The organism is Shewanella sp. HL-SH5, from assembly GCF_051163755.1.
Lineage (GTDB): Bacteria > Pseudomonadota > Gammaproteobacteria > Enterobacterales > Shewanellaceae > Shewanella > Shewanella glacialimarina.
In genome coordinates this window covers 3,236,732-3,259,897 of record NZ_CP195038.1, presented here as the reverse complement: position 1 = coordinate 3,259,897, position 23,166 = coordinate 3,236,732, and the positions used below count along the sequence as shown (strand labels likewise).

Sequence of the window (23,166 nt, the reverse complement as noted above, 5' to 3'; positions counted from 1 at the left end):
AATCTGTTAATCCGAGTCGAATTTAAATATCGACCTACTCTCTTGTTCATTATTAATCACAAACATTAGTGAAACCGCAATTATGCAAACCGCGACAGATAAACCGTTATCATTATTTAGCTTAACCTGGCCATTATTTATTGATTTTGCACTGCACTTTTTAACCGCAGCGTTAAACACATTTATGATAAGTCATGTTTCATATCAAGGTGTTGCAGCCTTGTCTGTTGGCAATATGGTGTTTCAACTAGCCATTACCTTATTTAGCTTTGTCAGTATTGGTGCAAGTGTGGTGATAACCCAATATCTTGGTGCTAGAAATAAAGCTGCTGCCCGTGATGTTGTTTACTCGGCTATCGGTTTTAACCTAGGTGTGGGAGTAGTTGCGGCGTTTGGCGTTGTTGCAGGTGCTAGCTCTATTCTTTATTTAATGAATTTACCCGAGCACTTACTTGCAGACGGTAAGTTATATTTACAAATTGTCGGCTTATGTTTAATTCCTGAAGCTATGGCGATGTGTATTGCTGGAGCAATGCGCGCCCATGGTCATACTTTGCAAGCTATGTGGGTAACATTAGCGATTAATATCATCACATTTATCGGTAATTTACTCTTACTCTATGGCTGGTTTGGCTTACCTGAAATGGGCGTGGCCGGTGTGGCAATTAGCACTGTCACGGGGCGTATTATCGGTGTATGCATCATGTTGGTTCTTTTTGTACGTTATACCGGAATTAGCCTGCATGTCCCTTCAATTATTAAACCAAAATGGACAATGCTTAAAAAAGTGTTTCACATTGGTTTGCCGGCAGCGGGAGAGAATTTGTCCTGGATGTTGCAGTTTTTAGTAGTGACCTCATTTGTTGGTTTGATGGGCGATAAAGCATTAGCCGCACAGTCGTTATACTTTCAAATCTGTATGTTTATTTTGTTGTTTGGATTATCCATAGGTATTGGTAATGAAATCATTATCGGTCACTTAGTGGGAGCTAAAGCTATTAAGGCTGCTGAAAAACAAATGTATCGTGCTTTGAAGTTGGGGTTAATAGTCACCACTTCAGTGGCCGCATTAGCCGCTATTTGGGGCCAAGATCTTGTGGCATTGTTTACCGATGAAACCGATGTGCTGCAATTAGTGGCACCGTTATTTATTCTCACCCTGTTTATGGAGCCTGGACGCACATTTAATTTAGTGGTGATTAATGCATTACGCGCCAGTGGTGATGCCAAATTTCCGTTTTTTGTTGGTGTTTTCTCTATGTGGTGTATTGCGGTTCCTGGGGCATATTGGCTCGGTATTCATTTAGAGTATGGCTTAGTTGGTATATGGGCCGCTTTGGCGGTTGATGAGTGGGTGCGTGGATTAGCCATGTTATGGCGCTGGCGCAGTGGACGCTGGCAATCAAAAAGTCTAGTACTAGAGCATGATTAATCAATATTTAGTAAGGCATACCGTTCAGTCAGTTTTTCAATTTTATTATCAAAGTGTTAATATGCGTCCGATTTTGAGAGGATTAACGTACAGAAAAGGATCTAATAATATGAGAAAAATGCTTTTAGCTGCTGCAATAACATTTGCAATACCATTCACAGCTCAAGCTGGTGCTGATTTTGTTGAAGGTGATGACACATTTGGTGGAGAAGCTGAATTAGGGGCAACCTTAACGACAGGCAACACAGATACATCTTCTTTTAAAGCACGTTTAGATTTGAAGCATGAGCTAGATAATTGGGAAAACCAATACTTATTCGAGGGGCTTTATAAAGAAGATACCGGTGATGTCACTGCAAAACGTTATTTTGTCGGTGCTCAAGGTAACTATCAAATTAATGAGCGTAGCTATATTTTCGCCAACACCAATTATGAAGTCGATCCTTTTACTGGTTATGATTTTACCTCAACAACCTCTTCAGGTTATGGTCATCGCCTTATTGATACTGCAGATACATCTCTACAAGCTGAAATTGGTCCCGGTTATATTTATCAAGGTTTAGATGAAGAAACTGCACTGGCTGAAGGCTATGATTCTGAAGACAGCGTTGTTGCTCACGCCGTGTTAAATTATCAAACTAAAATCAGTGATTCATCTAAATTCCAACAACGTTTTGTTGCCGACTGGGGTGAAAAATTAGATGCGCGCTCAGAAACATCATTAACCGCAAACATTGTTGGCGCACTAGCAATGAAGTTCGCCGTTATTGTGCGTTATAATAGCGATCCGCTTGAAGGTAAAGAAAGCACTGATACAGAAACTAATATGACCTTGTTATATGCCTTTTAATCTTTCTGTTTGAGTGTTTTTACCTCAATATAGCTGGTATTTACCAGCTATATTTTTGCACTCTAGCTTGAATTTAAAGTATTTCTCTTGATTTCACTGCTATCCCCGTTTTATAAAATCGATATTATTACTTTAATATGTTCGATTCGCGCTCAGGTTCACGATTTTAATCGCTAGTTAGGTGCACAATATGGCAAATAATGTTGAATGACTTCGACGTTGTAAAGGCATTTACATGCTAGGTAAGCACTTAACATGTGAGGCTAGATAACCCTTTAGAACCTAGCGAGAGTAAGGCATGCAAATCGGGAGTTGTTGGTTTGATCGGCCCAATAAATTATTCGTTGATCCCTCAAGAGACCTCAGCTGGCCTTTAAATGATCAAGAATTTTGGGTGCTTGAACAGCTAGTTCTGCATCGAGGCCAGGTCGTTCCAATAAGTCAGCTCGCATCATCGTCTATGACCCACGTAAGTGTCTCAAAAACGATTGAATCATTAGTCCATTTTTTAGGTAAAGAGCAAGCTTGCTTACTCGAATACATTCCAGGACAAGGAGCCGTACTGTATAAAAGGAATTTAGTTCGTGCATCTAGTTTATTAGGTTTGCCCTATAAAACCATGCCCTATAGGTTATATTTTTTGATGCTAATATTGATCATCATTGTGTGTGCTTATCTATATTTCAGTTTTTCACCTCCTGTCAGTATCATGGCGAAGATTTGAGCTTTATAGCTAATTTATACCCCAAATATCTTTTAAAAGATGGTTTATTGTATGTAAACTATGCAACTTAAACGGTGGAATTTAAATTATTGTATCTAACAAATTAGTGACTTAATTTTCAGACTGTTACACTTTAATCTTGGTTGTAACTGATTAAATTAAATTAAGATTGTAAGAGATTTAACTAATCTATAGTAAGATTATTAGCATCGAATATGCGAGTAGAGTGGATCAGTGGCAAAGGTAAAAGTTAAACAAGAAGAAGCGCTTTCGGTTAAATTTAGCCATCAAATGGGCACAGGCGTTCAACGAACTTTTGATTTGTACTTTTTTTTGCCTAATGAAATGTCGATCGGTAGTAATACCTTAAATGAGGAGGAATATTATCATAGCGGTATAGTTGGCCGACGCTCATATTACTCCAAAGGGCTGCATTTACCGCTAGTTCAATCTCGTTTTGCCAGTTTGAATAAACGTACTTTGGAAGAGTTTCGTTTATATCTTAATCTATTTGCTTATCAATTTGCTGTTGCGATTGAAACCGATGCTAAAGAGTTACGTCAAAAGTCAGAGGCAAATGAATTTTATCCCGTTTTAAATGATTTGTGCGAACTCGTCGCGCAGTTACTAAAAAAATTCCGCCGTAATGAACCCAGTGAAGAAAAATGGAAGTCATACTTTGAGCACGCCGATAATTATTTGTCCTGGTTTTGTGAGCAACAATTACTCAAAACTTTAGCGTCTCGACCTCGTAGTGCTGAATATAATGACATTACAGAGAAAGTTATTTTACTGTGTCGCAGCGAAAATCAATATCGTGAAGTAGAAAAGCGTTATAACTCGACTCAAACTAAGCAAGATGCAAATCGTATTTCTAATAAAATGTTACTGCTTCGTCGGCTTATTCAGCAAGGGGTAGTATTAAAAGAAGAATTAAAGCCTTTAGGGATCGGGTTAAAGAAGTTTGTGACTGGATTAGCCACAGGGTTAGTTATGCTTGTTGTGTCAGCGCTTATTTTTAAGGCTCAAGGATTCTTCAATGGTCTAACGATGACCTTATTACTGACTTTGGCAGTGATATATGGTTTTCGTGAGATATTTAAAGAAGATATTCGCAATGCCATGTGGCGCCTTATTCAGCGCGGACGACCGCGTTGGAGTCGAATATTGCGTGATACCACTACGCAAGCAATCGTTGCTAAGCAGTTAGTTTGGTTGGAGTTTATTCGCCCGCAAGATATTCCAAAACATGTCGCCGAAATTATGAAACAACGTCATAGCCAAAATAAGGTCGACACGACAACATTGCACTACCGTATTGCGACTAAAGTCACCAATAAACCCTTTGAGGCAGGATATTCGCAAATTCAAGAGCAAGTAAATTTCAGCTTAATTCCCTTTGCTAGATACCTTGAGCGCGGTAACGCAAAAATTTACCATGAATCAGAGGGGAAGGTGAGTCATGAATCTGTAGAGCGCCGTTATCAACTCAATTTAGTTGCGGTGCTCAAAGATGGCAAAGAAGCGCCTGAGTACGCTCGCTTTAAAGTGACCATGAACCGCTCAAGTATTATTGAAATAACTGAAAGCAAATTACCTGACAATGTGAATCCATTTAGTATTGAACAGGAATAGTGTGCTTATTCCAGAGGTGAATTGCTTTCATAATCAAAGGTCCGGGTAAAGGCTTGGCAAATATTTTGGTCACCTGATTGCTTAGCGCGCTTTAATGCCACATCTGCATTGATGAGGTATTGCTCAAGGCTTTGAGGAGCACAATAGCCTGCGATACCAATATTTATACCTTCATCTAAGTGTTTTGTTGCGAGCTTTTTAAGCATCTCAATAGCAAATAAATGGGTTCGGGTGGCATCAGTGTGCGGTAAAAATAGCACTAACTTACCCAATTGCCAGTGAGCTAATTGATAGTTTGCCGGTAAGTCTATCAACATTTGAACCTCAATATCTTGCTGGCGCTTTTCAAGCTGACTGATGTCGCCCATGTTACTAAAAATACCTTCTGGATTGATATCCATGACCAGTAAGCTTGAGCTGGCTTTAATGTTTTCACTGGTATTGTTGAAGTAGTTTTCTAAATCAACTAACCGCATCACCATACTGCTTTTTGGGGTGATCATATTTTGATTTATGACAGGACCCGTGGCATTGGTTTCGACAGTAAAGATAAGGTATTCAATATCCCCTTCAAGAGACATATGGCCCATGACGGTAATTTTTAAGTTTTCAATAAAACGGCTTTGATCAAATGGCGTAACATGACCTTGCCACTCACCTTGCAGGGTCACCTGGGTAAGAATATTACTCCAAATATCACTAATTTCGCTGCCCAGCAGTGTCTTAATATCAACCTGGTGTTCGCCGCGCAGCTGCATTAAATTATCAAAGCTATGGTTGCAGTTAATTACTTTTCCCTCAGCGTTAGTTAATGTGGTTGCTATTGCGTTTTCGCTGAGCAATTGATTGAGGAAAGCCTGTTGACGACTAGCAACTAATTCACTGATGTCATTAAATACCACAATCCAGTAATGTTCCTTTTGCGATAGTGCTTGGCGGTGTATGTGGATATTAACCTGATGGTTATCATCTTCTAAACTGACACAGCCAGACCAATACTGGTCGGTACGTAAAATTGTTTTCAGCGCTTCAAATTTGTCGTCAGAAAGATTGATCACTCGCTGTAAACTGCGATCGGTTAAGGTATTTAGTTGATAATTTAATGAGTTTGCAGCACTGTTGTTAATCCCCAGAATTCGGCCACTATCATTGACGATAGCGTAACTTAACTCGGTATTAAATAATCCATTCGACAAGCGAATACTATTATTTCTGGCCTTATTTTCCATTAAATAACGCTGGCGAAAAACAATTACTCCTACGCCCAATAACCCGATCACAATGCTGGCAACGATAAGTACCATTTTCCAGGGATCAAAACGTGCAGCGATATCCTGGTGACGAATATAAGATAAAAAGAAATATTCTTTTTTTGATTCACTTTGCCCGGTAAGCTCCACCTTCAAGTAAACAAATGTAGAGTCTTTACTATGAAATTGGCCGAAATTGTTCATCGCCATAGATTGCCACAGCTCAGGGTTGGTTTGTTTTAAACTTGCTCCTAAGGTATCAGGCATATTATTTAATGGACTAGGCTGATTTGCGCCAGCATATAAAAAACTCTGACTATCTAATAACAATAACGGCGAGTTAGGATTAAAAAAAGCCGGTTTTATGGTATCTAATAATCGGGTAACAGAGTTAAATGTGACTAGATAACCATTGATAGATTGATCAAGGTTTTCTAACCATGCTAGTTGATATATATAGGGTTCGAGTTTGCCATCAATCGGGGTAAATGCCATATCAGAGGAGTATATTTCAGCACCTCCCATGGTGCTCTTCCCTTTCAATAATTTGGGGGGTAGGGTTAGGTTTTCTAAATTACTTGATGTGGAAAATTTAAGTTTTCCTTGTGGGTCATACAATGCCAGGCCAAGTAATTCAGGAATATTTTGTGTTAGAGAGTTCCAGCTTTGAAAAAGTTTTTGTTTTTGTTCTTCATTCGGGCTAGAAAGGTATTGACGAAGCAACTCCCCATTAGCAAATGTTTGGGTTCTAAATTGTAAAAATCCCATTTTGTCAGTGGCGAGTGAGGCTACTGTTTGTAATTCGCTATATCGTTGGCCAGCCCAGTCTTCCTGTAGTCTGCGCTCACCCATATCAATGATGGTACTACTGATAATAATCAGCCCAATCAGCAATAAAATAACCTGACTAAAAAGTGATAAAATTTGGGTGCGAGACCAATGAATATCTTGGACTGAAGCAATGAGGGATGTAATACCTGAAATTGTTGTTTTTCTTTTAAACATTGCGCCAACTTTGTCTGTATAAGTAGCCAAACTACACTAAAGTGAAGTGGACGCTAATATTAGCATGAATTAGTTAATTAAATCATGCTAACCCACGATATCAAGTTGGCGTTCGGTAAAGTGACAATTAGCATCAAACGCAATTGTTCGGCACTTATCAATATCAACACCAGCTAGCCCATTTATTGCGCTGACCGATACTGATTGGATATATTGTGGGGCTAAGGTGATGAACTCACGCACAGCACTATAAGCGTGTGTTAATTTGGGTTGGCAATGTTCAACATAGGCCTGCTCTGTGTCTGCATTGAGTGATATCGACATCGCATCAATACACGTGGCCAGTTCAGGTAAAATATTGCGACGATGAAATAGGTTACCTAATCCGTCGGTATTAAGCCTGACTTGGGCGCCACGACTTTGCAATTCTTTCGCTATTGTCAGCAGGGCGTCTAAATTCAGTGTCGGTTCTCCATATCCGCAGAACACATACTCTTCAAACTTATCTACCTGTCCCAATAATGGCAATATATCGTCAGCAGTGACGGTTTTGCTTAAGGTTAAATCATATTGAGCAACTTGCTTGCTACCATTATGTTTCGGGCAAAATTTGCAACGTAAGGTGCAACGACTGGTTAAATTGATATAGCGACTTTGGCGAATATCATAAACCAAGGTGTTGTGAGTCGTCGTATGGTCTGTAGGTTGAGTTTGCGACATTGCATGCTGAAGTTGTGAATGTTGCTTTATGTTAACCCATGCATTAATAAATGAATGCTGGACAGATCTCAGATCTGGCAAACAAAAACAGCGCTAAATAAGCGCTGTTTTTGTTTGAAAACTATAACGATTCATAATCGATACTGGCTACAGATTAATAATAATCCGCATCTGTAGTTTTAGGTCGCCACCACCATAAATAAAAGCGTTTTAGCCCACGTTTAATGTCATCCAAAATAATATACAGAACGGGCACTAAAATTAGCGTCACCACGGTGGAAAACAAAATACCAAAAGCTAATGAGGTTGCCATAGGGATAACAATTTTAGCTTGTAAGCTTTTTTCCATGATAATTGGAACAAGGCCAACAAAGGTGGTTAACGAGGTAAGAATAATTGCTCTGAATCGATAACAGCCTGAGTCGATTGCTGATTGCATAATCGACTTGCCTTCTTCGCGGGATTTATTCACAAAATCCACTAGGATTAACGAATCATTGACTACCACACCAGCCAACGCCACGATGCCACATAAACTCAATACACTCATTGATAATCCCAGCATGTAATGGCCGACTAACGCGCCAATCATCCCAAAGGGGATGACTGACATGATGATTAAAGGTTGAGTATATGATTTAAGTGGAATAGCCATTAAGGCATAAATAGTGAACATGGCGAAGAAAAAGCCCTGTATTAAGCCTAACATGGCATTTTGCTCATCCAGACTGCTGCCATCTAATGAGGCCGATACATGGGGGTATTTTGCTGATAAGTAGGGAATAAATTCAGACTGTACCTCATCAACAACTTTACTAGGCTCTACTTTGTTGGTATTTGCATTAGCGCTAATGGTAATTGCACGGCGACCATCTACACGAGTAATAGATGCATAAGAGTCGCCTAACTCTATTGCGGCTACACTTGAAAATGGCACCGTTTGGCCGTTACTGGTGCGGATCATCATATTTTCAAGATGCCCCACGGTGCGTCGCTGCTCCAGTGGGTAGCGGATCATCACTTTAACTTCTTCTTTATTACGCAAAATACGTTGTGCTTCGTAACCATAAAAGCCGTAACGCACTTGGCGCGCTAAGTCAGACAGAGTTAACCCCTGTGCCTGTGCTTCTGGCAGAATATTAAGACGAATTTCCTGGCTGCCCGACGAAAAGTTGTCTGAAATATCATATACACCTTCATAGGTTGCCAGCTTATCTTTAATTTCTTTAGAGGCTAGGGCCAGTTGATCTAAATCGGTTGAGGTTAATCTAAAGGATAAATCTCCGCCTGTCTCATTAGTGCTGGCATTAATATTGAGTTTTTTAACGGACAGTAATTCAGGTAACTGTTTGCGCCACTCTTCGGCAATAGATACGCCATCAACGTCCCGGTCTTCACCTTTAGTTAACTCAGTAAAAATAAACGCTGAAGTACGTGAGCTTAATGACACAAAACTGTGTTTAACTACACCTGTGCCATATTCCTGCTCCATAACATCATTCATTCGATATAAAGCATCTTCTACCTGCTGGACCGTGGCTAAGGTATTGAGTTCAGAGCTACCTTCATCCATTTCTAGTTGAACTTGAATAAAGTCAGATGGAATATCAGGAAAAAATACCCAACGCACTTTCCCGCTAGCAACCAAAGCGATAGAGAGAATTAATACCCCAACAAAGACTGCAACAACATTATAGCGTTGCCTAATGCAGGCTTCTAAAAAGTGTCGGTATTTATGGTGAATAAAGAATTGTAGTTTGTCATTTAAGCCAACTTTAAAACGCGAAAATACATTAGTCGGTGCGGTTTTCTTTTTGACTTTCATGTGTGCCAAATGTGCTGGCAAGATGAATTTTGATTCAATGAGTGAGAAGGCTAAACACAAAATAACAATCATGCCGATAGACTTCCAAATAATCCCCATCGGACCTGATACCAAAATCATTGGCGTGAAAGCGGCAATGGTGGTCAGTACCCCAAAGGTGGCAGGCATAGCAACTTTGTGCACACCTGTTATCACGTTGTGTAAAGAATGACCGTTTTCTTCAACTTCACTGTAGGCACTTTCACCTATCACAATGGCATCATCGACGACAATCCCCAGTACCAAGATAAAAGCAAATAAGGTCAACATGTTAATCGACATGCCAACCGCTGGCATTAACAACATTGCCCCTAAAAAGCACACTGGTAACCCCATCATCACCCAAAAAGCTAATTTAAGGTCAAGAAACAGGGCAAGAATAATAAATACCAACAGTGCACCGTAAAACATGTTAGATAACATCATGTTTAAGCGGCCTTGAAGATAGTGAGTTAAGTCCCCCCAAGTATCTACTTGTATATTAGCGGGCAGGGTGCTTTGACGCTCGGCTATGTAGGCTTTTACCTGTGTAGATATCGCTAACGCGTCTTGATCATCAATACTGGTGACTTCAATAATTGCCGCTGGCTTGCCATTAAAACGGGTGTATTCTAATCTTTCTTCAAAGCCATCTTTAATATTCGCCACTTGAGGCAGCATAATACGGCTGCCGTCGGTGCGGGTTAATACCACAATTTTAGCAAAGTCTTCGCCAGTATAGGCTTGGCCTTTGGTGCGCAATAATATGTCACCATCTTGAGCACGAATAGAGCCGCCGGGTAGATCAATAGAGGCATTTTGGACCGCCTGCGCCACTTGGCTAAAACTTAAACCATATTCGCGTAGCTTATCTTCAGACACTTCAATGCCAATTTCGTAATCTCTTACACCAGTTAGCTTAGCCCGTGTTACGCCGGGTAAATCGGTGAGGTCTTCACGAATTGATTTAGCCATCTCCTTCATGTCATGGGTTGACATATCGCCATAAACCGACACCCAAATCACATTGTTTTCAGGCTTTATTTGAAAAATATTTGGCTTTTCAATGTTATCAGGAAAGGTAGCTATAGCATCAATGCGCAATTTTGCTTCATCAAGCACTTGCTGAACATCGAAACCATCCTCAACTTCAATGGTGACAGACCCTATACTATCGCTAGCCACAGAGGTGGTTTTTTTAATCCCAGAAATATCTTGAATGGCTTCCTCAATTTTGATGTTGATCCCTTCTTCAATTTCTTGCGGGGCAGCACCTGGGTAGGCCACAGTGATATTGATAAGATTAAGTGAAAAGCTGGGGAAAATTTCTTTATTAATTATTACGGCACTGAATAATCCACCGATAATCAGTACTAGCATGAGTAAGTTTGCTGCAACGTTATTGCGAGCAAACCAAGATATGATTCCTGAATGGCTCTGCATCACAGCTCTCCTGCAGGGGTTAGCTCATCATCAGATACATCATCTGTGGGGGTTAACTTATCGTCCTCACCTAATATTTTTACTTTTTGACCATTAGATAGGTTGGCGACATTGGTCATTGAGATGCGCTCTCCATCGGTAAAGCTGTCTTTAATATAGACACTGTCAATGTCGGTTCTGACTAGGTTAACACTGCGCATCTCAATGATATTATCATCACTGACAATGGCGACTTGGTCATTACGTAATACATGACGTGGAAGCTGCACAATACCGCTTACGCTGCGGCCTTTAATGACTGCGGTGACAAAGCTGCCGTATTTCAATGGTAACTGTTTATTATTTTTTGACTTTATAAGATAAGGGTCAATCACTTCAGCAACGAGATAAACCATACGATTTTGTTCATCGATGACATTTTCGCTGCGGATAATATTGCCATTCCAGGTCATGTTTTGACCCGCTAGAGAAGCGCTTAAAGTGACTTCGGTGTCTGGGTTGTCAATTGACTCTAAGTAAGCCAAGTCATTATTGGTCAGCGGTAAACGAATCTCTGCGGTACTGGTATCGTATAGCTCGCCTAAATTAGTGCCTAACGTGACGTATTGGCCTAGGTCAACATGACGTGCTTTAATAATGCCGTCAAACGGTGCGCGAATAATGGTACGTTCAAGATTACGTTGCGCACGGGCCAGTGCAGCTTTGGACGACTTTACATTTGCTTGTTCTTTTTTAAGCTGCGGAATACGTAAGCCTAATTCTGGGGCAACGCCGTTATCGAAATCTTTAAATTCTATTTTAGCCACTTGGCCACGGGCCATTTCTTCGTTTAGCATTGCAGTAGCCTGTGCCACATTGGCTTCTGCTTGCATCAAGTCAGCTTCATAATCAGAAGGTTCAATTAACGCTAATTGATCGCCTTTTTTAACTATGCCGCCCGCAACAAACTCGGCAGATATATTTTGTAGTCGCCCTTGTACTTCTGTTACGAGCTGAGTTTTATATTTGGGATTAACCACACCATAGGAAGGTAGGTTTAATGAAACCGTTTGTTGCTTTACTGTCATCACATCAATAATAGTGAGAATTTCTGCTTCGTCTTTTTGTTCAGGAGCTTCCTGGGTTTGCATTAGTAGCTGTGCAAAGCCAATTGCCACGATCAAGATAAAAAGGGGGGTCAGTCTTCTTAAAATAGTTTTCATTCTTTTTGCGTATCCATGCTGAAATGATGCTGATGAATGTATTTTGTACAATGTGCGGTGTTTTTAGGCAATATTTGTACATTTTTTTATTCTTATCAGTAATCTGTCTAAATTAGCAGATTTTATGATTCAGCTAAACTGGTTTATGTAAATTAGCTGTAGCAGGATGTTGCGGTTGTTAACATCTTAGGGCGATTTGATAAATAAATTAGCATGTGCGGACGATGAATTTTTCAAATATCAACCTAAATATAATACAGGCAATAAAAAAACGAACCTGTTTAGGTTCGTTTTTATTTATATTTAAATATTACAGTAAGCAGATTACCTACCAATATTAATTATTTTTTCTTTTTTGACTTCTTAGAGAATTTTTTAGGGTCCTTGGCATTAGCTTTTTTCTTACCCGGCACTTTAGCTTCTTTATGTTTAGGACGAAGCTCTTCAATGACACGGCGTTTTAACGTTTGCTCAATGTAGCGCTCAATTTTACCGACAATTCGTACATCATGTGCTTCCATTAATGAAATAGCAGTACCTTTAGCGCCAGCGCGCCCTGTGCGACCAATACGGTGCACATAAGTGTCAGCTGAACGTGGCATGTCAAAGTTAATTACATGAGTAATATCATCAACGTCAATACCACGGGCTGCCACATCGGTAGCCAATAGCACATTGACTTCTCCTTTTGTAAAACGTCCTAGGGCTTGAAAACGTTTCTTTTGTTCCATGTCGCCACGCATAAACGCACAAGGTATATTGGCCTTTAATAATAATCCTTCAAGGCTAGCCACCGCTTCACGGGTTTTAACAAATACGATTGTTCGCTTAACTTGCTCTTGTCTTAAGATGTTACACAGTAGGGCAAATTTATGATCTTTATCGTCGGCTAAATGCGCCCACTGATGAATTTTAGCTTTTTCGCTGCGAGGTGCTTCTACATCTATGGTGACAGGATCTTTCAATAGATCACGTGCGAAACGCTCAACCCCGCTGCCTTCTAAAGTGGCAGAGAACAACATGTTTTGTTTACGACCTTGTGCTTCAATCGCAATGGCTTGCACCACTGAAGAGAATCCCATGTCTAACATGCGGTCGGCTTCATCAATCACTAGAATATCGACTTCAGTAGCATCGAATTTTCTTTTATCTAGGTATTCCATCAATCGGCCTGGTGTGGCGATTAATATATCGATATTACCTGCAAGGGCTTCTTCTTGCGGCCCATAAGGAACGCCACCAGTAATAATGGCAATATCTAAATCTAAGTCAGTTGCGAGATGACATGCATAACGATGAATTTGACTGGCTAGCTCACGGGTAGGAGTTAACACCATGATGCGGGCTTGTCCTTCGAAACGACGAGGGAAATCGATCAGGTGCTGTAAGGCTGGCAATAAGAAACTTGCTGTTTTACCTGTCCCTGTTGGCGCACGCGCAAGAATATCCCGTTGCTCCATCGCCATAGGAATAGCTTGTTGTTGAACTGTCGTGGGGCTTTTGTGGCCCATGGCTTTCAGTGAATCTAATAACCTTGGGTCTAAATCGAAATCTTCAAATAACATGCACGTGGGTCTCGCTTAAAAGTAGCCGTCTATTATAGCTGACGAATCACACAGGCTAAAGTTTTAAGTAAAAATCCTTGCATAAATCTGTCATTGCTACCGAATACTGACCTTGTTTATCACGTATATCGATCGAGCCGGTAACATATTGTTGTTCGGAAGCAGGATGTTTAATCGCCAGCAATAGCCGATTAGGTGGTTTTCCTGTAACGCTGCTGACTTCAATACGTTGAGTTATTTCTAAGCCAGTGCCAGATAATGCTGGTTTGAACATCGCTTCACTCTGAACCGGAATAATGATACTGGCCACGCCATCTTTGGCTAATAAAGCGTAAATGGATTGTCCTAAGTCTGTAAAATCCAGTTGATTAGTGTGTCTTGCCGTTGCGCGGGCACGATCCTGAGTTTGCGGGCCATTGGTAAAGTAGGGAGGGTTGCAAATAATATGATCAAAGTATTGGCGACTGCTTGCGGCTATATTTTGCTGATGTAAGCAAAAATCTTGAATGCTGGATTGTATCAATTCAATTTTTTTAGCCCATTGGCTTTGGGCGATATTATTGAAGCAATCTTGAGCTGCAGATGTATCTAACTCTATTGCAGTAATGTGAGTTTTTGTCGATGTTCTTTGTGCAGCCATTAAGCTCAATAAGCCACTTCCTGCGCCAATATCAATAATACGTGTTGCGTTAGTTAAGCCCGCCCAAGCACCTAACAGCACCCCGTCAGTGCTTACACTCATGCCGCAATGGCTATCATCGATATGAAATTGTTTAAATGTGAATGGCATTAAGGGCTACAGTGCGAGCGAATTAAAGTTTGATTATAACAAATTACACCAGCGTGTTAATTGATTGATGATGGCTTATTTTAAACATGCAGTATTACTTCTACTGGTGTTTAACCCTCAGTCAATGTAGTAGCTGCCATAATATAAATATAAGGTCTTAATTATCGGTTTGTTAATTTATGTTATCGCTTATTAAAGGCTGTGCTAGTTATGTTTAGGGCTTTTGGTAATTGTTTCAGGCTTGAAATCTAAATAACTGAATATACTCAGTCTCTATTGCGTATTATTAGCATCTTTGCTATTAGTTCAGGCTGCTCTTTCAAGGTAAAACCGCTTGTAATGGCTTGATTCATTCAAACACTAACTAAGGGTTATATAAACAGATCAATAATGATTATTTTTCGCACTAAATTTAATGTATTTAGATAGCTTAGGGTGTAAATATACTATTACGATCTGTGACGTGTTCATTATTAGCAGTAGCTAAAATGAATTTGATCACTTAAGTTGGTTAAAGAACAAATACAACAAAAAGAGATGTTAACGTGCAAACAACTAAATTATCGATCATCGATACCTTTGGCCTAGGGTTTATGGCTTTCGCATTCTTCTTGGGTGCAGGTAATCTTATATTCCCGCCTTTTGCGGGCTTTTTAGCGGGTGAGAACATGTCACTGGCTATGGTTGGCTTTTTATTAACCGCGGTGGGAATGCCACTGATTGGATTGATTGCTGTAGCTAAATCCAATGGTAAAATTATGGCCTATTTGCCACCATTTGCTGCTACAGCTCTGGCCATTGCTATTTATATTATTATAGGGCCTGCATTTGCGGCGCCTCGAACCAGTTTGGTCGCCTTTGAAATAGGCGCTCGTCCGTTTATAGCAGACCCTGATGCGGTGGTGATGATAGCGGGTCAAGCAATCAATATAGCCCAGCTGATATTTACCTTAGTGTTTTTCACGATTGTGATGTTTATGTCACTTTATCCTGGCAAACTTTTGGATAACGTCGGCAAAGTACTTACGCCTATTTTACTGACATTGCTGGTTGCTTTAGCAATGAGCGTGATGTTTATCTCAGGCTCAACGGTAGGCTCTCCTTCAGCGGAATATCTGGCAAGTCCTTTATCAAAGGGGATTATTGAAGGTTATAACACTATGGATACCTTGGCATCACTGATGTTTGGTATGCTTATTATCGATTTACTGCGTAAAAAAGGCGTTAATAATGTTGCAGATCAAACCAAGTATCTGATCCGCGCCGCCATTATTGCCGCATCTGGATTGGCATTTGTGTATATATCACTATTCTTTCTAGGTGCTTCAGCAGGTGATTTAGCTAAGGGAGCATCAAACGGTGGTGTCATTTTAACTAACTATGTTGACCATAATTTCGGCATGTTAGGTATTGTTATGCTGTCTACTGTCGTTGGTTTGGCGTGTTTGACTACCGCGATCGGTCTGGTAACTGCGTGTTCTGAGTTTTTCAATGAGCTTCTACCGTCAGTGTCATACCAACGTTTTGTGATTATTTTCAGTGTGGTGTGTGCCACTGTTGCTAACGTGGGTTTATCACAATTAATTATAATTAGTATTCCTGTATTGATGACGATTTATCCAGTGGCCATTGCATTGGTATTAGTGACTTTTATTACGCCACAATTTGCTCGTCCTGAATTGTCACAACGATTAATTCTAAGCGTTGCGCTAGCTTTTGGCGTATTAGATGGATTAAAAACCGGTGGCTTTGATATGTCGATGTTTAATTTCTTACCGTTACATGCAGAAGGCATGGCTTGGGTACTGCCAACCGCCATCGTTTCTGCGGTATGTTTGTTTTTACCTAAAAGTGATCAAACAACCTCTGCGGCATAAATGCTTATTAGCTAATTGCTTATCAGTAAGGATTGCTAATATTTGACCGCTAGATATGCTAACCTATAGCCAGCATATCTAGCGTGTTAAATAGAGTCTTAAGTGAAATCAAATCAATACTCTCCGCACCCCCTAATCGAACAATTCATTGACCATATATGGTCAACAAAAGGCTTAAGCGATAATACGTTAGCATCGTATCGAACTGATGTAGCGCATTTCGAACGTTTTGTATTAAGTCAAAAGTCTTGCCTTGTTCATGCCGATTCATTGCTATTAAAAGCGTATCTCGCATATCGATTTGAGCAACAATATGCTAAAACCAGTACCGCAAGATTGATGAGTAGCTTACGACGCTTTTACGGTTATTTAATTGTGAATAAGTTGATTGATGTCGATCCTACAGCGTTAATTGAGTCACCTAAACTGCCACGCAAATTGCCTGATGCATTATCTGAAGCACAAGTAGATGCTTTACTATCCGAGCCCGATATAGATGATCCAATCGAATGCCGTGACAAAGCGATGCTTGAATTATTATATGCAACAGGGCTGAGGGTGACCGAATTAGTGAGTTTAACCATGGAGCAAATAAGTTTGCGCCAAGGAGTCGTTAGGGTGATGGGTAAGGGCGGTAAAGAACGTTTAGTTCCGCTAGGTGAATTAGCTATTAGTGAAGTCGAATTATATTTAAAAACTGCTAGGCCAACACTTTTACATATGAAGCAATCTGATGTGTTATTTCCGTCGAGGCGTGCGCAGATGATGACTCGACAAACTTTCTGGCATCGCATTAAGTTATACAGTGCACGAGCAGGGATAAGGGTACACTTATCACCACATACTTTACGCCATGCCTTTGCGACTCATTTACTGAATCACGGCGCTGATTTACGAGTTGTACAATTACTCTTAGGCCACAGTGATTTATCCACGACTCAAATTTACACTCATGTTGCTAAAGCCCGTCTGCAGCAGCTTCATCAACAGCATCATCCGCGAGGTTAACCTATTGGGTAGCCTTTCGTTACATTAAAAAGCTTTTAGCATAGTTGCGTTAATCGTACTAAATCTGTAAGTTTTGCAATCAAAGTCGGGTCTAGTCATTTAATCCCGTGTAAATTAGGAATAATTATGAAGTTATCTAAAGCCTTAATTCTTGTCGCCAGTTTAGTTGTTCCTGTAATGAGCTATGCAGCAGCCACAACTGATACTGAAAATAGTGAGTTAAAACAAAAAATATCAGACATGTTAGGTGTTGAGGTGATGAGTCTTCAAGCATCGCCGATAAAGGGTATTGTGCAAGCGTTAACCGATCGTGGTGTGCTCTATATTACTGAAGATGGATCTAAATTGATCCATGGCAATATGTATGACCTAAATAACCGCATGAACAACTTAACTGAGGCTGCTTTAGCCGGGCCTCGCATAGATATGCTTAAACCACTTGAGAAAGACATGTTGGTTTATAAAGCTAAAAATGAAAAGCATGTGGTCACGGTATTCACTGATGTAGACTGCGGCTATTGCCGTAAACTGCATAATCAAATGAGTGAATATAATGACTTAGGCATTACGATCCGTTACTTAGCTTATCCTCGCGCAGGGATCCCTTCAGCTAACGCCGATGAAATGCAAGCTGTATGGTGTGCTAAAGATCCATTGCAAGCAATGACAGATGCTAAAGAAGGTAAGAATATTAAAGCGGCATCGTGTGATATTGATATTAGCAAACAATTTGATCTTGGACGTTCATTTGGCGTTAACGGTACGCCAGCGATGATACTTGCAGACGGTAGTATGGTGCCAGGTTATCAGCCTCCAAATGACTTATTGAAAACCTTAGAATCTCGATAGTCAACTGACTAAGGTGAGCAATAGCTCACCTTTTTATTTATCGCCTTTTTCACATATCACTGCATTAGGGTTTGTTTTGTCTCATAAAATCACTCGTCGTCTTCAAGTTGATGATTCACATCTTCCCGCTACTTTACCTCCCTTATTGAGACAGTTATATGCTCGACGCGGTGTGGGGCAAGATGATTGTGAGCTAGTGTTAGCTAAATTACTGCGTCCTAATACCATGAAAGGGTTAGATGTTGCCGCTAAATTAGTAGCCGATGCGATGCATGCTCAGCAGCAAATATTAATCGTGGGTGACTTTGATGCCGATGGCGCCACGTCTACTTGTGTTTGCTTACTCGCTTTGAGAATGATGGGCGCGACTCAAGTGGATTATTTAATCCCTAATCGTTTTGACTACGGTTATGGTTTGAGTCCTGAAATTGTCGCTGTTGCCCACAGTAAAAAGGCGCAACTACTTATCACGGTTGATAATGGTATCTCGTCTATAGACGGCGTAAAAGCTGCCAAAGCTTACGGCATGCAAGTGGTCGTGACCGATCATCATCTTGCGGGCAAAATCTTACCCGAAGCTGATGCCATTGTTAATCCGAATCAACCTGATTGCCAATTCGCCAGTAAATCCATTGCAGGAGTTGGGGTCGCTTTTTATTTAATGACAGCAATTCGTGCAGAGCTTCGCAGTCGCAACTGGTATGCGGTGCAAGGTATTATAGAACCTAATTTAGCTGAACTACTTGATATAGTCGCACTAGGCACTGTCGCTGATGTGGTGTCGCTAGACCCCAACAATCGTATTTTAGTTCAAGCCGGCTTACAACGTGTACGCGCAGGGCGTTGCCGCCCAGGTATTACTGCATTGCTAGAAGTTGCTAAGCGTGATCCAAGTAAAATTGTTGCTGCCGATTTTGGTTTTGCGGTTGGCCCAAGGCTAAATGCTGCCGGTCGCCTTGATGAAATGGCGTTAGGTGTCGAAACCTTATTATGTGACGATATCATGCTTGCCCGGAGAATGGCGGCTGAGCTAGATGGCTTGAATCAAGATAGACGTGATATTGAAGCCGGTATGCAGCAAGAAGCCTTGAAAAGCTTACAAGTTATAGCACTGGATGAAGCGACGCTGCCTTGGGGGTTAGCTTTGTTTCAACCAGACTGGCATCAAGGCGTTATCGGCATTTTAGCTTCACGTATAAAAGATAGATACCACAGGCCAGTGGTCGCTTTTGCGCAGGCGGGTAACGGTGAAATTAAAGGCTCTGCTCGCTCAATAAAAGGCCTGCACATGCGGGACTTACTAGAGCGGATTAATTCATTACATCCAGGTATTATTATCAAGTTTGGTGGCCATGCAATGGCAGCAGGCTTATCTTTAAGAGCTGACGCGCTAGAGACATTTAAACAAGCTTTTGATGATGTCGTTAGAGATATTTTAGATTATGAGCAGCTAACTGGAGAGTTAATGTCAGATGGCGAATTAGCTGCCGCTAACATGACCTTAGATACTGCCTTTATGCTGCGTAATGCTGGCCCTTGGGGCCAATCATTTGAAGAGCCGCTATTTGATGGTTGCTTCAATGTTGTGCAGCAACGTATTGTGGGTGAAAAACATCTTAAGTTATTACTTGAAACAGAGTGCGGTCAATTAATGTTAGATGGCATTGCGTTTAATGTTGATATGCAAACCTGGCCCGACGCGACGATTAAACAGGCTCGAGTAGTTTATAAGTTAGATGTGAATGAGTTTAGAGGTAATCAAACGGTTCAGCTTATGGTTGAGTATATTGAACCTATGTAAGTATTTTAGATCATATGCTTTGCTGGCAATAGCCAATCAAAGCAATTTGATTCAGTAAGTTATAAATTTCACATACAAAAAAAGCCTCGCATTGCGAGGCTTTTTTGTTAATCACTTTATTAGTCGCTTGATGCCACCAATTTAAATATGGTGCCCGAACCCGGAATCGAACCAGGGACACGAGGATTTTCAATCCTCTGCTCTACCGACTGAGCTATTCGGGCGACGGGGTGCAATTTAAGGTTTTCTAGTGTTTGAGTCAACCGTTTTTTATAAAAAAAGTTATTTTTCAACTTCAATGCTGAATTAAGCAGCGTTTAGACTAATCAATCAGCGGTCAGTGCTGTAAAAATATTCATTAATCATGAGTCATTTTACTGATATCTTTATGGCGTATTTATTTATCAACTTATCAACATGGTTAAAAAAACAGCCTCATAAAGAGGCCGTTTTAAATGATTTGACTTAATTGAGTAATAATTAATTAACTAATTCGTTATTAGGAAAATTGGCTTTCATCACAGTTAACGTGTTTTGTTTTAACTTATCTTGACCAAGTTCGTCATAGGCGGTAGCCATAATTTCAAGCGCAGACTCAGCCTCTGGTGTACCAGGGAATTTTTCTAACACGGTTTGAGCGCGAACTGCAGCAGCACTCCAAGCATTCATTTTTATGTAATATCTTGCAACGTTGATAGAATAGCGCGCTAAACGGTTTTTCAAGTATTGCATACGCTTTTGAGCGTCAGCTGCATACTTGCTTTCAGGGTAACTTTTTATCAAGCGATCGAAGTCTTTAAAGGCATCTTGAGCGTTTTGAGGATCACGATCAGTACGGTCAATATTCATCATATCGTGAAATAAATAACTATCTGCCTGCATATTTGTTAAACCACGCATATAATACACGTAATCAATATTAGGATGAGTCGGATTCAGGCGTAAAAAACGGTCGATATTGGCGACACCTGAAGCAACATCATCCATTTTGTAATAAGCAAAGATCAGATCTAATTGAACTTGAGTTTTATGTGGGCCAAAAGGATAACGCGAGTCTAAAGCTTCTAGCGTTCGAACTGCTTTAGAATAGTTTCCTAATTCCATTGAGGTTCTAGCTTGAGAATAAAGTACGTCAGGAGAGGCTTTATTGGCAAACTCGTCATCTTCGGGACTGCTACTACAAGCGGTAATAGCGACTGAAAGTAATACTAGGGCGGCGCCTTTGGCTAATTTATACATACTTTAATTTAATTCTTTTATAAGTTGTGGTTAAGAATTTTTCCATTTCACGGTAAAATAGAAAACATCCGATTGTAACAGATACTACATTCACTTTGGACCCCAGAAAAGGGTTACGGTTCCTATGACACAAGAGATTAATCTAAAAAGCGAGATAACAGCAACACAAACAGGACAAAGAATTGACCAAGCATTGGCGATTATTTTTCCTGATTACTCGCGCACACGCATCAAAGAATGGATTTTATCCGGTGCAGTTACCGTAGACGGTATCATAGTCGACAAGCCGCGGGAAAAGATTTTTGAATCACAACTGATCGAAATCAACGCCAAGCTTGAAGAAGAAGTTCGCGCTCAAGCGCAGAACATCGCTTTAAACATTGTTTATGAAGATGATCACATCATAGTGGTCAATAAACCTGCTGGTCTTGTCGTGCACCCAGGTGCTGGTAATGCCGATGGTACTTTGATGAATGCATTATTGCATCATTGTCCTGATATTGAGCATGTACCACGTGCAGGTATTATTCATCGCCTCGATAAAGATACGACTGGCTTGATGGTGGTTGCTAAAACAGTTGAAGCGCAAACGCATTTAGTTGCCGCGCTACAAGCCCGTGAAATTGTGCGTGAATACGAAGCCATTGTAATTGGTACTATGACAGCGGGTGGCACTGTAGATGAGCCTATCGATCGTCATCCTACTAAACGCGTACAAATGGCGGTAGTTAATGGTGGTCGTCCTTCAGTAACGCATTATCGTGTTGCGGAAAAATTCCGTGCCCACACTCGGTTACGTTTACGTCTTGAATCAGGCCGTACTCATCAAATTCGAGTTCACATGGATTATATTGGTCATGTGTTGGTTGGCGATCCTGTTTATGGTGGTCGTCCTCGTCCGCCTAAAGCCGCTAGCCCAGAGTTTTTTGATATATTGAAAAACTTTAAACGCCAAGCATTACATGCAATTCGTTTAGAGCTTGCGCACCCTATCACCTGTGAAATCATGAGTTGGAAAGCGCCAATACCTGAAGATATGTTGCTTTTGACTCAAGCAATGCGCATTGATACCGAATTAAACCCAATAGTGTATTTATAATTGTGTATTTATAAATGCTAAGACCCAATTGGCCTTTGCCTGAAAATGTAGCTATAGCGTTTACTGACCGACATGGTGGGAGTAGTTGTGCCCCCTATGACAGTTTAAACTTAGGATTGCATGTAGGAGATAATCCTCAAACGGTATTGGCTAATCGGCGTCTACTTTTATCTTCACTTGCGTTACCTTGCGAACCTTTGTGGTTAGAACAAGTGCATGGTGTTGAAGTGGTGTGTATATCTCAAGTGGCTAATAGCACGAGTGTTCCTTTAGCGGATGGTAGTTATAGTGACCAATATGGCCAAGTTTGTGCGGTAATGACGGCAGATTGTTTACCCGTATTATTGTGTGATAAACAAGGTCGACAGGTTGCAGCTGTGCATGCCGGCTGGCGCGGTTTATGTGCTGGGGTTATTGAACAGGCTGTAAAGCATTTTTCAGTACCTGCATGTGAGTTAATTGCCTGTCTAGGCCCCTGTATTGGACCCAGTCAGTTTGAAGTAGGAGCAGAAGTGCGCAGCGCATTTATGGCTATCGCAGCTATTGATACTACTGATGTTGAACTTGAAAATGCCATAGCAGACTGTTTCATCCCTAGAGTGAATACAACTGATAAATATTTGGCTGATATGGTTGGTTTAGCAAAAGTGCGTTTACTTCAGCTAGGTATCGAAACCGTCTATAGTGCTGATGAATGTACCGTATTAAACAACGACTACTTTTCTTATCGTCGAGATAAGGACACTGGCCGTATGGCCTCATTGATTTGGCTAAAATCTTAATCTCACCGTTTTTTGTTATTTTGTATAAAAAATAATCCACTTTTTTACACAT

At 40.6% G+C, this 23,166-nt stretch carries 16 protein-coding genes and 1 tRNA gene; 9 read left to right on the top strand and 8 right to left on the bottom strand.

Annotation, left to right across the window (positions count from 1 at the left end):
* Positions 1-82 precede the first annotated feature (82 nt).
* From ACRWQM_RS14205 to ACRWQM_RS14195, 3 genes are all read left to right on the top strand, one after another.
* Positions 83-1,432: an MATE family efflux transporter gene (locus ACRWQM_RS14205; RefSeq protein ID WP_434930404.1), complete on the top strand. Its 1,350-nt coding sequence runs from the start codon at positions 83-85 to the stop codon at positions 1,430-1,432.
* A gap of 109 nt (positions 1,433-1,541) precedes the next feature.
* Positions 1,542-2,282 carry a DUF481 domain-containing protein gene (locus ACRWQM_RS14200; RefSeq protein ID WP_434928394.1) on the top strand — a complete coding sequence of 247 codons (741 nt, stop codon included), beginning with the start codon at positions 1,542-1,544 and terminating at the stop codon, positions 2,280-2,282.
* A gap of 958 nt (positions 2,283-3,240) precedes the next feature.
* Positions 3,241-4,641, top strand: a complete 1,401-nt coding sequence (locus ACRWQM_RS14195; RefSeq protein WP_434930403.1) for a hypothetical protein — start codon at positions 3,241-3,243, stop codon at positions 4,639-4,641.
* 5 nt (positions 4,642-4,646) lie between these two features.
* Here ACRWQM_RS14195 and ACRWQM_RS14190 read toward each other — a convergent pair whose 3' ends face one another.
* The 6 genes from ACRWQM_RS14190 to ACRWQM_RS14165 all read right to left on the bottom strand — a co-directional run bounded on the left by ACRWQM_RS14190 (position 4,647) and on the right by ACRWQM_RS14165 (position 14,459).
* Positions 4,647-6,896: a PAS domain-containing protein gene (locus tag ACRWQM_RS14190; protein WP_434930402.1), complete on the bottom strand. Its 2,250-nt coding sequence runs from the start codon at positions 6,894-6,896 to the stop codon at positions 4,647-4,649.
* A gap of 87 nt (positions 6,897-6,983) precedes the next feature.
* The gene (locus ACRWQM_RS14185) at positions 6,984-7,616 is read right to left on the bottom strand and encodes a TatD family nuclease-associated radical SAM protein (RefSeq protein WP_434932039.1); all 633 of its coding nucleotides are present in this window, start codon (positions 7,614-7,616) and stop codon (positions 6,984-6,986) included.
* Between the two features lie 154 nt (positions 7,617-7,770).
* On the bottom strand, positions 7,771-10,902 hold the full coding sequence (locus ACRWQM_RS14180; protein WP_434930401.1) for an efflux RND transporter permease subunit: 3,132 nt from the start codon (positions 10,900-10,902) through the stop codon (positions 7,771-7,773).
* A complete protein-coding gene (locus tag ACRWQM_RS14175) occupies positions 10,902-12,104 on the bottom strand; it encodes an efflux RND transporter periplasmic adaptor subunit (RefSeq protein WP_434930400.1) in 1,203 nt (400 codons plus the stop codon). Before ACRWQM_RS14175 ends, ACRWQM_RS14180 begins: the two co-directional genes overlap by 1 nt.
* Positions 12,105-12,445: 341 nt before the next feature.
* The gene (srmB, locus tag ACRWQM_RS14170; RefSeq protein WP_226410928.1) at positions 12,446-13,669 is read right to left on the bottom strand and encodes an ATP-dependent RNA helicase SrmB; all 1,224 of its coding nucleotides are present in this window, start codon (positions 13,667-13,669) and stop codon (positions 12,446-12,448) included.
* A 55-nt stretch (positions 13,670-13,724) separates the two neighbouring features.
* Entirely contained in the window at positions 13,725-14,459 is a 735-nt protein-coding gene (locus tag ACRWQM_RS14165; protein WP_434930399.1) for a tRNA1(Val) (adenine(37)-N6)-methyltransferase, read from the bottom strand.
* A gap of 545 nt (positions 14,460-15,004) precedes the next feature.
* Between ACRWQM_RS14165 and brnQ the strand changes: the two genes are divergently transcribed.
* The 4 genes from brnQ (at position 15,005) to recJ (ending at position 19,994) form a co-directional block, all read left to right on the top strand.
* Positions 15,005-16,336 carry a branched-chain amino acid transport system II carrier protein gene (gene brnQ / locus ACRWQM_RS14160; RefSeq protein ID WP_226410926.1) on the top strand — a complete coding sequence of 444 codons (1,332 nt, stop codon included), beginning with the start codon at positions 15,005-15,007 and terminating at the stop codon, positions 16,334-16,336.
* Positions 16,337-16,438: 102 nt separating this feature from the next.
* Complete coding sequence (xerD, locus tag ACRWQM_RS14155; RefSeq protein ID WP_434930398.1) at positions 16,439-17,344, top strand: site-specific tyrosine recombinase XerD; 906 nt, start codon at positions 16,439-16,441, stop codon at positions 17,342-17,344.
* A 126-nt stretch (positions 17,345-17,470) separates the two neighbouring features.
* Positions 17,471-18,193: a bifunctional protein-disulfide isomerase/oxidoreductase DsbC gene (gene dsbC, locus ACRWQM_RS14150; protein WP_226410924.1), complete on the top strand. Its 723-nt coding sequence runs from the start codon at positions 17,471-17,473 to the stop codon at positions 18,191-18,193.
* A gap of 76 nt (positions 18,194-18,269) precedes the next feature.
* Entirely contained in the window at positions 18,270-19,994 is a 1,725-nt protein-coding gene (recJ, locus tag ACRWQM_RS14145) for a single-stranded-DNA-specific exonuclease RecJ (protein ID WP_434930397.1), read from the top strand.
* A gap of 148 nt (positions 19,995-20,142) precedes the next feature.
* Here the strand turns inward: recJ and ACRWQM_RS14140 are convergent.
* Together ACRWQM_RS14140 and ACRWQM_RS14135 are read right to left on the bottom strand one after the other, a co-directional pair.
* A tRNA-Phe gene (locus ACRWQM_RS14140) sits at positions 20,143-20,218 on the bottom strand.
* 256 nt (positions 20,219-20,474) lie between these two features.
* The gene (locus tag ACRWQM_RS14135) at positions 20,475-21,233 is read right to left on the bottom strand and encodes an outer membrane protein assembly factor BamD (protein ID WP_434928403.1); all 759 of its coding nucleotides are present in this window, start codon (positions 21,231-21,233) and stop codon (positions 20,475-20,477) included.
* Positions 21,234-21,357: 124 nt separating this feature from the next.
* Between ACRWQM_RS14135 and rluD the strand changes: the two genes are divergently transcribed.
* The gene (gene rluD, locus ACRWQM_RS14130; protein ID WP_226410921.1) at positions 21,358-22,332 is read left to right on the top strand and encodes a 23S rRNA pseudouridine(1911/1915/1917) synthase RluD; all 975 of its coding nucleotides are present in this window, start codon (positions 21,358-21,360) and stop codon (positions 22,330-22,332) included.
* Positions 22,333-22,346: 14 nt separating this feature from the next.
* A complete protein-coding gene (gene pgeF / locus ACRWQM_RS14125) occupies positions 22,347-23,114 on the top strand; it encodes a peptidoglycan editing factor PgeF (RefSeq protein WP_434930396.1) in 768 nt (255 codons plus the stop codon).
* The last annotated feature ends 52 nt before the right edge of the window (positions 23,115-23,166 follow it).